General features: G+C 73.7%; 7 protein-coding genes. 3 read left to right on the top strand and 4 right to left on the bottom strand.

The annotated features are described in order from the left end of the window. The first annotated feature begins 220 nt into the window (after window positions 1–220). Together AB0M29_RS40270 and AB0M29_RS40275 are read left to right on the top strand one after the other, a co-directional pair. A complete protein-coding gene (locus AB0M29_RS40270; protein WP_365391783.1) occupies window positions 221–529 on the top strand; it encodes a trypco2 family protein in 309 nt (102 codons plus the stop codon). Window positions 530–560: 31 nt separating this feature from the next. Beyond that, entirely contained in the window at window positions 561–5441 is a 4881-nt protein-coding gene (locus tag AB0M29_RS40275; RefSeq protein WP_365391784.1) for a tetratricopeptide repeat protein, read from the top strand. A 63-nt stretch (window positions 5442–5504) separates the two neighbouring features. Here the strand turns inward: AB0M29_RS40275 and AB0M29_RS40280 are convergent, their stop codons facing one another. Further along, window positions 5505–5672 carry a hypothetical protein gene (locus tag AB0M29_RS40280; protein ID WP_365391785.1) on the bottom strand — a complete coding sequence of 56 codons (168 nt, stop codon included), beginning with the start codon at window positions 5670–5672 and terminating at the stop codon, window positions 5505–5507. Between the two features lie 11 nt (window positions 5673–5683). After that, entirely contained in the window at window positions 5684–8392 is a 2709-nt protein-coding gene (lanL, locus tag AB0M29_RS40285; protein WP_365391786.1) for a class IV lanthionine synthetase LanL, read from the bottom strand. A 322-nt stretch (window positions 8393–8714) separates the two neighbouring features. On the opposite strand from lanL, the gene AB0M29_RS40290 reads away from it, so the two are divergent. Then, window positions 8715–10388 carry a beta-1,3-glucanase family protein gene (locus AB0M29_RS40290; RefSeq protein WP_365391787.1) on the top strand — a complete coding sequence of 558 codons (1674 nt, stop codon included), beginning with the start codon at window positions 8715–8717 and terminating at the stop codon, window positions 10386–10388. A 64-nt stretch (window positions 10389–10452) separates the two neighbouring features. Here AB0M29_RS40290 and AB0M29_RS40295 read toward each other — a convergent pair whose 3' ends face one another. Then, window positions 10453–11166, bottom strand: a complete 714-nt coding sequence (locus AB0M29_RS40295; protein ID WP_365391788.1) for a response regulator transcription factor — start codon at window positions 11164–11166, stop codon at window positions 10453–10455. A 46-nt stretch (window positions 11167–11212) separates the two neighbouring features. Next, complete coding sequence (locus AB0M29_RS40300) at window positions 11213–12457, bottom strand: histidine kinase (RefSeq protein WP_365391789.1); 1245 nt, start codon at window positions 12455–12457, stop codon at window positions 11213–11215. Window positions 12458–12542: the final 85 nt, after the last annotated feature.

Raw genomic sequence — 12542 nt, forward strand, 5'->3', positions numbered from 1 at the left:
GGCCATGACCCCCAACGAGAACCCGATAGTCGCCAGCGCCATCATCCCGGGGCCTCCTCACGTACGGCCCCCACGCCCCCGGGGCCGGCCCGCGGGCCCCCCGGGCCCGCGCCCCCCCCGGGCGGGGGGCGCCCCCCCGGTCCCCCCCCCCCGCGCCCCCGAGTTCGCCGGGCCTCCCCCGTGGGTATCGCAGAGTCAGTGCCGAGCGAGGGGGGACGTCGTGTCCGATGACTGGGCCGAACTGGGCGACACCGTCAGTGCCGTACGGGAGCAGTTGCAGCGGGCCATGGACGAGGGCCAGGGCAAGACCCTGAAGTTCCGTACGGGTCCGGTGGAGATGGAGTTCGCCGTCGAGGTGAAGAAGGAGGCCGGGGTCAAGGCCAGGGTGCTCGTCCTGCCGTGGTCCTTCGGGGCCGAGGGGGCGGTGGGCGCGACCAGCACCCATCGCATCAAGATCACCCTGCAGCCCGTGGACGACCAGGGCAACGACGCGCAGATCAACGCGCACGCGGCCGAAGAGCCCGAGTAAGCCGTAGCCGGGGGGTGCGAGGGGGCCGGCTGTGGATGTCACGCGGGTGATGGAGATCTGGTGCCCCGCCGCGGGCGCCGTCGGCAGCGGCTACGCGATCGCCGACGACCTGGTGCTGACCGCCTATCACGTCGTGCACGGCACCGAGCCGGGCGGCGTGGTCAAGGTGCGGCAGCTCGACCGTACCGGCCGCAGCGTATGGCTCACCGCGCAGTTGTGCTGGCCGCCCACGCCGGTCGACACCAAGCGTGAGCCCGAGCGCGACGGGGCGCTGTTACGTATCACCGACCCGGCATGGCGCGCCCCGGCGGCCGGGGCGGTGCGGTGCGGCCGTATCACCGGCACCGAGCGCCTGCCCTGCCAGGGAGTGGGCTTCCCCGACGCCACCCTGCGCCCCGGCAGCAGCCGACGCGGCTCCCTGCCGATCAGCGGCCACTTCGAGCCGCTGTACGACTACCGGTCCGCACTGATCACCGTGCACGTGGACGAGGGCATCGTGCCCCGCCGTCTGGCCAACGGCTCGGGTTGGGCCGGCAGTTCGGGCGCCGCTCTGTTCAGCGGGCCGTTCCTGATCGCGGTACTGGCCACGGACAAGGACGTCGCCGACACCGCCCAGGTCCTGGAGGCCACTCCCGTAGCGGTCCTGATGGAGCAGCCCGGCTTCGCCCGGACACTGCGCCGCCACCACGCACCGACCGACCTCCACGACGTGACCGGGACGCGGGACGTCCCGCCCGGGCCACGTGCCGCCGCCTCGCCTCCCCTTGAGCGCGCGCTGCGCGGACTTCCGCGCAGATCCCGGGTGTTCGCGGGCCGCGAGTCCGCACTCGCCGAACTGCTGGCACTGCTGGAGCCGGAAGGCGCCGCTGGGGAACAGTCCTCCGTCGGCGTCGTCACCGGTCTTCCCGGGGTGGGCAAGACCGAACTGGCCGTGCAGGCGGCCCACATGGCACTGGAGCGGGGCTGGTTCCCCGGCGGCACCCTCTTCCTCGACCTGCGCGGGTACGACCCGGAGCAGGCGTTGAGTGTCGACGCCGCGCTCGACGCCATGCTGCGCATGCTGGACATCCCCGCCGAGTCCATCCCCACGGGAGACGACCTGTCGCGGCTGTTCACCTCGACCATGGAGCGCTACGCCGCGGAAGGCCGGCGCATCCTCGTCGTGATCGACAACGTCAGGTCAGGCGACATCGCCGAGGCCCTCATCCCGGCCGTCGGCCGCGCACTGGTGACCTCCCGGCACGCCCTGGGCAGCGTCCGCGGGCAGCGCGTCGATCTGGAGGAACTCAGCCGGAGCGCCGCGGTGGAAGTGCTGGACCGCGAGTTGCTGCTGAGGCACGGCTCCGACACCCGGGTCACCGGGCAGTACGAGGACGCCGCGGCGATCGCCCGGCTGTGCGGCGAACTGCCCCTGGCGCTGCACATCGTCGCCGCGCTGCTGGCCGAGGACACCGCCCGGCCGCTGTCCTCGATGGCCGGGGACCTGCGCGACGCGAGTACCCGGCTCGACGAGTTGCGCTACCCGGAGGACACCCGGGGCGAACGGGGGGTCCGGGCGGCGTTCGACCTGTCCCACCGGCAGCTCGACGCCGAACAGGCCCGTGTCCTGCGGCTCCTCACGGTCAATGCCGGGCCGGAGATCTCCACCGAAGCGGTGGCCGCCATGGCGCAGACGGACGTGCGCACGGCCCGGCGGCGGCTGGAGGAACTCCGCGGCATGCACCTCATCCGGTCCGGCACCTCCTATGGGCAGCACGGCCGGTGGGGCATGCACGACCTGATCCACGTGTACGTCACCGGGCTCCCCGCCCGTCCGGCCGACCTGCGCGCGTCGTTCCTGCTCCTGCTGCTGCACTACGTCAGGACCGCGCTGGAGGCCACGCGCCTGCTCGACCCGACCGCCACCCGCCGGGCGGACAGCCCGTTCAGCGATCGCGCGCAGGCGCTGGAGTGGCTGGACACCGAGTACGCCAACCTCACCCCGTTCGGCACTTTCTTCCTCGGCGAGCCCGCGAGCGCCCGGACGCTGACAGCCGACCTGTTCCTCGGGATGTGGCGGTATCTGGAGTTCCGCCGCCGTACCGACGACTGGATCACCTTCACCACCAACGCGCTCACCATCGCCCGCGCGCTCGGCGACCGGGCCCGAGAGGCCGAGGCCCTCTCCAAGCTGGGCGGCGCCTACCGGCAGGCGCGCAGGTTCGACGAGGCGGTCGACGCCTGCCGTGAGGCCATCACGATCCAGCGCGCACGTGGCAACCGGCTCGGGGAGGGCGTGGCGCTGAACAACCTGGCCGCCGCGCTCGCCGAGGCGAAACGGTACGACGAGGCGATCGCCGTCGCCCGGGAAGCCGCCGCCCCCTTCCGGCAGGTCGGGGACCGCCACCGCGAGGGCATCGCCCTCAGCCACCTCGGCGGCGCGCTGAGGGGCGCCGGGCACCACGCCGAAGGGCTGGCCGCCTACGAGGAGTCCGCTCGGATCGGTGACGAAATCGGTGACCCGCGGCTCAGAGTCGCCATGCTCGCCGGTCTCGGCGACGCCCTGCACCGCGGTGGCGCGGCGCCCGAGGACTTCCTCGATCCGTACCGGCAGGCGCGCCAGGCCATGGTGGAGGCTGGCGACGCGCACGGCGAAGGCATGGTGCTCAGCAACCTCTCCGTCGCCCTCATCACGGCGGATCAGTTCGACGAGGCCGCCGCGGCCGCCCAGGACGCCGTCGCTTTGTTGCGTGAGGCGGAGGACCCGCACTCGCTCGGCGCGGCGCTGGTGAACCTGAGCACGGCCCTGCGGGAGACCGGGCGTCCCGGTGAAGCGGCCGAGGTCCTCGCCGACGCCGTGGCGGCCTTTGGGCGCAGCGGCGACCACGACGCCGAAGCCGAAGCGGCGATCAGCCGCGGCGACGCGCTGCACGAGGCCGGGGATCTCCCGGGGGCGATCACCTCGCTCCGCGGCACGGCGGAGATGTGCCGTGCGAGGGAGGACCGCCGCGGGGAAGGCCGCGCGCTCGGCGGCCTCGGAGATCTCCTCCGGGAGGACGGGCAGCAGCAGGCAGCCGTCACGACGCTCCGCGCCGCCGCGACCCTCTGCCACGCGGTGGGCGACTCCGAGGGCGAAGCCATGGCTCTGGCGACCCTCGCCACCGCACTCCTCCCTGACCGCGCCGACGAAGCCATCGCCGCGTTCCGCGACTCCGCCAGGCTTCACCTCCGGTCCGGCGACCCGGATCAGGCGAGGCTGGGCGCTCAGATACTCCGGGCCATGAGAACGGCGACACACGCACGGGGCGCACTGCGGGCACTGCTGGCGGCCGGGCGGTACGAGGCCCTCATCGCCGACTACCTGTCGTCCTCCACGCGCGAGGTCGGCGACCGGGGCCTGGCGGGAGTCTCGGCACGCGAGCTGGGACTCCAGCTCGTCACCGCCGGCCGCCTCGACCAGGCCGTCACCGTCCTGGAGGAAGCCGTCACCGCCTTCCGCCAGGCCGGGGACGCCGACCGCGAGCACGCCGCACGCACCGAACTGGAGGCGGCGCGTACCGCCCGACGCGACGCGGAAGCGTCGGCTCTCGGGCTGGAACACGCCTTGCGCCACGCCGACGACGACAGCCCGGAGCTGACCACCGCGATCGAGGAGGCGACCGGGCACCTGGGCTCCCACGACGCCCGTTTCTTCCGCCTGATGGCCGCCGCCCCTGGCCCCGATGTGTCGCTCGCGGCGGCCTCGATCCTCGCGGTCGCCGACCGCGCCACGATCCTGGCCAGGATCGAGGAGCTCTCCGCGCTGGCCACCGACCGCAACCACCTGCGGCTGCACGGGCGCATGGCGGAGCTGTGCCGCGACGACACGGAGACGGCGCTCGGGTGCCTCGACGTCCTGACACGGATGCGGCTCGTGGAGCGCGATCCCGACGATCCACGAAGGTGGCGGCTCCCCGCCGCGATCCGCCCGTTCGCGGCCCACCGCGGCGCCCAGCACGCCGGGCCGGACCTCCGCGAACAGGTGCGGACGCTGCTGCGGCTCCACTACCTCGCCGGGGCGCACTCCGCCTCCGCGCCCCTGGACCGAGGCGTGTTCGCTCCCGCCCTCCACCAGCCCCAGGCCCAGGGCATCGACTGGCTCGTCGCCGAGTACCCCCACCTCGTGGCCACGGTGCTCCATGCCGGGGATGACGACCTCGGCGCGGTGATCGCCCTGGACATGACCCGTGCGCTGACCCACGTCATGAACGTGGGAGACCGGCTCGGGGACGCCCTCAGGCTCGGCGCGATCGCCCGCCGCGCCGCACGACGGCTGCACGACCGCGACGGCGAGGCCGTCGTCGTGCGCAATCTGGGCGTATCCCTGCTGCGGGCAGGGCAGTTGGACCCGGCCGTCGCCGCGCTGCGCGACGCCCTGGCGCTCTACCGGGACCTCGGGGACGCCCATGGAGAAGGCACCACGCTCACCACGCTGGGCAGCGCACTCACGCATGCGCGGCAGTTCCCCGAAGCGGATACGGTGCTGCGCGCCGCCATCGCACTCCATCAGGGGAACGGCTCCGTTTTCAGTGAGGCCATGGCGCGGTCCGCGTGGGGCATCCTGCTGGCGACGACCGGCCAACGCGACCCGGCCATCAGCGCGTTCGACGACGCCGACCGGCTCTTCCGCAAGATCGGCGACCAGTACCACCGGGCGGCCACGCTCACCCAGCTGGCCGGCTGCCTGCGCGGGGCCGGACGCGAGGACGAGGCGGCCAAGGCGGACCGCAGGGCGGTGGTCCTGGCCCGGATGTCGGGCAACGGCGCGGCCGCGGCCCTCGCGCTCGGCGCGGTGGCGGCGGAGCCGGGGTCGCAGGAGCCCGGGACGGAGGAGCCCGGGACGGCGAACGCGCATGCGTCGCGCCTTCACCGACCCGGGCAGATGAGCTCATGACAGCGCGTCAGATGCCCGGGACACGCCGCTCGTTGAGGAACGGGGGTGGATCCGCCGCAGGTGTCAGACGACGGGGTTGCGCACCGCCGCCGGCTGGTCGGTGGGCGCGGCGTAGGTCGAGCTCCAGCAGCTGATCGGGCCGGTGCAGCGTTCCTCGGTGAGCCAGCCGCAGATCGCCGAGGGCGACTCCTCCGCCACGAACATCTGCAGGCCGTCGAGGGTTGCTTCCATGGTGTGTTCTCCTATCGTCCGGTCAGTGGGTGCGCCGCCCGGGTGGACGGCGCGGTGTCGGCGGTCAGCAGGCGCGGGCCGCCGTACCGCACACGGAGCAGGAACGCGAGGACTCCCGCGAGGCCGACGCCGTAGTCGACGGCGAACTGTGAGCCCGTCTCGTCAGGTACGACGGCCAGGCCCGCTCGTGTGCGGCGTTTGACGTACAGGCAAGCGGCGAGTTCCTCGGCCCACTCGTGGTAGGGCCCGCCGACCGCCTGTGCCATGTCGAGCAGGAACTCGCCGTCCCCGGCGAGCCCGTGGCACACCGACGTGCCCGAGGTCCAGCGGACCCGGTACGCGGCGAGCGCCGCGGCCTCCGCCAGTTCCAGGGCGTGCGCGTCGCCGGTCACCTGCCAGAACCGGATCAGGAACGTCCCCACGCCGGAGGCTCCGCTGCACAGGTGGTGCAGCAGGCCGGTCCCGGGCTCGTGCGCGCGGTCGGTGCGCCATCGGGCACCCCACGGTCCGCGCTCGGCCTCGGCGAACAGGGTGCGGGCGGCGGCGTGCGAAGCCTCCAGGTACGCGTCGTGGCCGGTGGCGGTGGCGGCCGCGAGCAGGAAGGAGCCGATGCCCGCGACCCCGTGCGCGTACCCCAGGTGGGCGGCGCCCGCGAGCCCGGAGTCGAAGTCGGCCGGGACCTGCCAGAAGAGCCCGTCCCGGTCGTGCCGCCGCGCTTGCGCCAGCACGGCGTCCGCGCATTCGGCGGCCCGGTCCAGGAAGCGCTGCCGTCCCGTCGACCGCCAGAACCTCAGCTGGGCCAGTCCCACGCCCGCCACTCCGTGGAACACATCGGGGTTGGGCCAGCGCACCGGCAGCGCGAGGGCGAACCGCTGGGCGTGGTCGAGGAGTTCGGCGTCGTCCAGATGGCGGGCCGCGTCGTGCAGCGCCCAGGCGACGCCTGCCCCGCCGGAGTACAGCCCCGGCGGCAGCGCGGACACCGCGTCGCGCCGCGCGGCCGTCCACGCGGCGACCTCCCGTACGACAGGGTGCAGGTCCTCCCGGCCGAGGACGTCGGCGGCACGGACCAGCACGCTCAGGACACCGGCCGCGCCGCGCTGGACGGCGTACCCGTCGGATCCCTGCTCGGGCCCGGCCCCCGGCCACAGTCGTTCCGTGCCGCCGCGGTCCATGGTCCCCACGACGTGGGCGATGCCGTCGTCGATCAGCGTGTCCTGCGACGGGGCGGCCAGCCGGGCCGAGTTCGGGCGACCGGCGGCGACCCGTGGCGGTACGGGCCCGGCCAGCAGCGTCCTGAGCTGCTCGACGGACCAGCGCCGCTCCGGGTCCTGCGCGCACAGACCGCGCACCGCCGGGCCCAGCAGCCGCGCGGCGGCGTTACGCGGCTCCTCCGCGGCCAGAACCGCTTCCAGGAGCTCCACCGGGGGGCCGTCGATCGCCTCGGCCGCCGCGAAGGTCGGATCGGCGCCCGTGGCCAGGAAGAACAGCAGGGCCCCCAGCGAGAACAGGTCCGCCGCCGGGGCGGGCGCCGGTCCGTGGACGGGCCCCAGCGCGTACTCCGGCGCGGCGAAGCCCGGCGTGTACACGCACTGCCCCCACTCGCCCGCCCGCAGGACGCACTCCGCGTCGACCAGCAGCAGCTCGCCGTCGGGGCCGACCATCACATTCGACGGGCTGAGGTCGCAGTAGACCAGTCCCCTGCGGTGCACCTCGGCCACCAGCGCCGCCAGCCGTCCCGCGAGGGCCGCGGCCTCGTCGACGGCCAGGCCGCGCCCGTGGCCGGGCAGCGCGCCGAAGCGCTCCTGGACCCAGCGGCCGAGGGGGAGACCGGGCGCCTGCGCCACCACGAGGAACAGATGACCGTCCTGCCCGTCCTCCTCGAACAGGTCGAGGACGTCCGGGACAACACCCTTCAGCGCGGTGAGCGACGCCGCCTCCCGGCGCAGCACGTCCCTGCAGTCCTGGCCGCTGAACCCCGAACCGACGTGCGCACGCGCCTGCTTGATCACCACGGCCCGGCCCGAGTCCTGGTCGACCGCCCGGTAGACCCCACCGCGTGCCCTGTGCCGGATCGCCCCGTGCACGGCGTAACGCCCGTGCAGCAGCACCTCCTTCGGCGCCGTCTTCGGTTCCGCGGCGTCGGGGCCTACGGGCAGCGGCAGTTCGGCCCACGACGGCGGCGAGAACCAGGGATTGCGCACATCGCGCACGACCTTGCCGTCCGGCGCGAGCAACCGCGTCTCCACCAGCCCGTCCTGCGTCCGGTGCGCGATCCCCTGGAAGGCACCGAAGCGGTAGTGCACCAGACCGCCCTTGCGATACGGGCGGTCCGACAGGATCGCCGGTCCCGGCAGCCCCGCCGTCACCTCGTCCAGCACGCGCGCCAGCTCACGGAACATCTCGTCGTCCCGCGGATACGCCGTGATGAACTTCCCGCACTGCGCCCGGTCGTAGCGGCTCGCCGTCAGCGTCTCGACATCCCGCGAGCGCCCCGCGAACTTGAACGCGCACCCGTGCTCGACCAGCACCCGCGCCGCCCGGTACAGCACCTCGGGCGCGGAGAGCGGCGTGGCCGAAAGATGCAACTTCCACCCCTGCACCCGCCCGGGGTCACCCGGGGGACGCACGTAACACCAGAACCCCTCCCCCGCGACCTCCCACCCCTCCAGCCCCTGCTCGGCGAGAACGGCCCGCACCACCGCGTCAAGGGGCACACTCATCCCGGAACGCTCCCGTCCTCGCCGCCACGCCGCACCACCCACTCCCCCGACCCTCGCGCGTCGGACGCCCACGCGCCTCTGTGAAGTTACGTAGTCCGCTACGTACTTGCCTCCGCCGGGTGCACACAACATCACTCAAGAGAGCGCTCTCAAGAATCTTGACGGCGGGCCGTGCGCACGAGTTCAATCATTGTCGATTGCATGTCAACACTTCGGCGTACCCGCCCGGAAGGCAGTCCCCCCACGCAAGTCCCGCCCTGGCCCGGCCCGGCTCCAGCACGGCCGGCGCGGCGTTCTTGCTGCCATCCTCAAGGAGGAGTACATGGTCTCCAGACGTTCCCTCATCACCGCGGCCGGCGCCGGCGCCGTCGCCGCGGTGGGTTCACCGCTGTGGTCCCGCTGGGCGTCCCGGGCCGCGGCCGCGTCGCCGTCGTTGCCCGTCTCACTGAAGAACAACTCCGGCAGCGGCACGGTCTACGCGTACATCAGCGGCTCGGACGCCAGCGGCTGGCCCGGCTTCGTCACGACGTCCGGGCACTTCCAGCGGCTGCCCAGCCCCTCCTCGGTGCTCACCCCGATCGCCGACTACGCGATCCCGCTGGGCGCTTCGGGCTCCGCGGCCACCACCTTCACGCTCCAGGACTACGTGATCGGCGGGCGGGTCTGGTTCTCGGTCGGCAAGAAGATCCAGTTCTTCGTCAACCCGCCCGGCGGCAACGGCGGAGTTCCCGGCCTCGTCCAGCCGGGCTTCACCAGCAGCGACCCCAACTGGCTGACCAACTGGACCTTCTGCGAGTTCACGTACAACAGCGCGAACCTGTACGCGAACATCAGTTACGTCGACATGGTCGCCCTGCCGGTGTCCATGGCGACCACCGGGAGCGGCGGTTCGCAGTCGGTCAGCCCGCTGCCCTCGGGTGCGCTGGCGTCGATCGCCTCCGGGCTGCAGACGCAGCACGCCGCCGACGGAGCGCCGTGGGACCGGCTGGTGGCGACCGACTCCTCGGGGGCGGCGCTGCGGATCCTGGCCCCGGCCCACTCGCCGGTCGACTTCGGCGGCTACTGGTCGAACTACCTGGACCGGGTGTGGAGTTACTACCAGTCGCACACACTGACCATCAACGGCCAGGGCAGCATCGGCTCCTACTCCGGCACGGTCTCCGGCGACACGCTGGTCTTCGCGGGCCTGAACACCAACGGCGTGCCGTTCACCAAACCCAGCGCGGTGGACATCTTCGGCTGCGCCAGCGGGCCGCTGTACAACTCGGGCGGTGACGCGCGCGGCGCGGTCGCGGCCCGGCTGGCGGCGGCGCTGAACCGCAGCTCCCTGCTGGTCGGCGGCGGCGGCAACCAGCCGGACGGTGTCTCACCGTCCGGCTACTACACCGACGCGACGACCAACCACTACGCGCGTCTGGTGCACAAGTACGCGACCGTGGGATACGCGTTCCCGTACGACGACGTCGGCCCCACCGGCGCGGCCCCCGTCGACGGGCACATTCAGGACGGCGCGCCGACCTCCTGGACGATCGCGCTCGGCCCGGGCGCGGGCTCGGGCACCAACCCGCCGCCCGGCGGCGGGACCGGGGCGTACGGCACCATCCAGGCGGAGTCGTACAGCGCGCAGAGCGGCACCCAGACCGAGAGCTGCAGTGACGCGGGGGGCGGCCAGGACGTGGGCTACATCTCGAACGGCGACTGGTTGAAGTACTCCGCCCTGGACTTCGGCTCCTCCTCGCCCGTGCAGTTCACCGCACGGCTGGCCTCCGGCGCGGGCAGCGGTGTCAGTGGCGCGGTCCAGGTCCGCGTCGGCAGCACCACCGGCACCAAGATCGCCGAGATCGACTTCGGCAACAGCGGCGGCTGGCAGAACTGGCAGACCGTCCCGGCCAACATCACCTCGTCGGTCACCGGCGTGCACGACATCTACCTGGTGTTCTCCTCGGGCGGCTCTGCCGACTTCGTGAACGTCAACTGGTTCGGTTTCACGCGTTAGAGCCGGGCGGACGGTGGGAGGCGGGCACGACACGCCTCCCACCGTCCCCGTACGGGAGCGGCGGCTACTCGTCGGTGGCGGTGGCCAGGCCGTTGCGCCAGGCCCAGGCGATGAGGGCGCCGCGGTCCTCCAGGGCCAGCTTGGACAGTACGTGGTTCAGGTGGGTCTTCACGGTGGCCTGGCTGACGACCATCTCGCGGGCGACCTGACGGTTGTTCAGGCCGCGGGCCACCAGCCGTACGACGTCCACCTCGCGGCGGGTCAGGCCCTCGGCCTCGGGCGGCACGGCGGCACCTGTCGTGGGAGCGGCGGCGGGTTCGACGGCGGCCGGGGCCGCCTGCGGGGTGGCGGCCGCTTCGCCGACCAGGAGCTGGACCAGGCGGGCCTGGACGGCCGGGTCCAGGACGGTACGTCCGGCGGCCACGTCTCGTACCGCGGCCAGCACCGCCTCGCCGGTGGCGTCCTTGGTCAGGTAACCCGCGGCCCCGGCCCGTAGCGCCGGCAGCACGGCGTCGTCGTCGGCGTACGTGGTCAGGATCAGCACCTTCGTGCCGAGCGCCGCGCTCACGATGCCCGCGGTCACCTGCGCGCCGTCCAGGCCGGGCATGCGCAGGTCCACCAGGGCGACGTCGGGCCGCGTCTCGGTGGCCAGTTGCAGGGCCCGGCGCCCGTCGCCCGCCTCGCCGACGACCTCGATGTCGCCTGCCGAGGTCAGCAGCAGCACCACACCGTCCCGTACGACCGCCTGGTCGTCGGCGACCAGCACCCGGATTGTCACCCGTTCGTCTCCCTCACCCCTGCCCGGCCGTGGCGGCCGGTCGCGTTCATGCCCCCATTTTGCCGCCGCTGCCACCCGTCTCGCGCGAAGTGCCGCCCGCGGTACGGTCCGCGGCACCTTCTGCCGCCGGGGGTACGGCCGCGGGCGCGGCGACCGGCATGCGCAGGGCCACGCGCCAGCCCGGACCGTCGGGAGCCGGACCCGCGGCGACCGTGCCGCCCGCCTGCCCGATCCGCTCGCTCATCCCGTGCAGCCCGCTGCCGCTGCCCTGGATGCCCGACGGGCCGCGGCCCGCGGGCAGCCCGTGGTCGCGCACCACGACACGGACCTCGTCGGCGTCCCACGCCACGTTCACCTCGACCGGGCTGCCCGTGGCGTAGCGCGCGGCGTTGGTCAGCGCCTCCTGCACCGCCCGGTAGACGGCGTGTCCCGCCTCCGGGGCCAGCGCCCCGGGGCGGCCGGTGACACGCAGCCGCGAGTTGCCGGGGAAGCCGCCGACCAGCGGCTCCAGGTCGGCCACGGTGCGCGGCGGCCCGGTGCGCAGCGCGCCGACCGCGGCGCGGGCCTCCTGCACCCCGTCGCGGGCCAGCTGTGCCGCCCGGTCCAGCGGCTCGGTCAGCTTCGGCGAGGCACCCTCGCGGGCGGCCACCGCCCGCACCGCCTGCAACTGCACCGACAGACCCGCCAGGCTGTGCGCGAGAACGTCGTGCATCTCGCGGGCGATCCGGCCGCGTTCCTCGACGGCCGCCGCCTCGGCCCGCGCCAGCCGGGTGGCCTCCACCTCCGCCAGCAGCGCCAGCGCCTTGTCGCGCTCGGCCTGCAGCGCGGCGTGCTCCACCGTACGGTCCGCGATGAACCAGGCCCCCACGCCCGCCAGCAGACCCGTCACACTCCCGGAGATCACCATGATGGCCACGCCGAAGCCGACGGCGACCACGGCGACGGCGGCGCCTCGTACCGGTCCTGTGGGGACACACAGCGGCAGCACCGCGGCCCCGGCGAGCACCGGGATCTCGCCCAGCCCGTTGGGCGCCAGGAGTGTCATGGCGAAACCCGCGGCGATGGTCAGCACCACGCCGAACACCGCCCGGTCCGGTGCCAGGATCCGGCGCCCCAGCAGCATCCCCAGCTCCGCCAGCAGCCCCAGCACACCCACGACCACCTTCAGGGCCGGGCCCGGTGCGGCGAGCACCGTGGCAGCGACACACACCAGCATCGCGGCCGCGCCCGTCATGTCGCGGCGGGTGAACCTGTGGCGATCCGGTCCCACAGCCGACCAGTAGTTCGTCATCCCCGCACTCCCGTCACCACGTCCACCACCCGGCGGGCCGCCGGACCGCACCTTACGCACTCCACCGCGGCCGGAAGCCCCCTGC

Origin of the sequence: Streptomyces sp. NPDC051976 (genome assembly GCF_040680795.1) — a bacterium.
Taxonomy (GTDB): Bacteria; Actinomycetota; Actinomycetes; order Streptomycetales; family Streptomycetaceae; genus Actinacidiphila.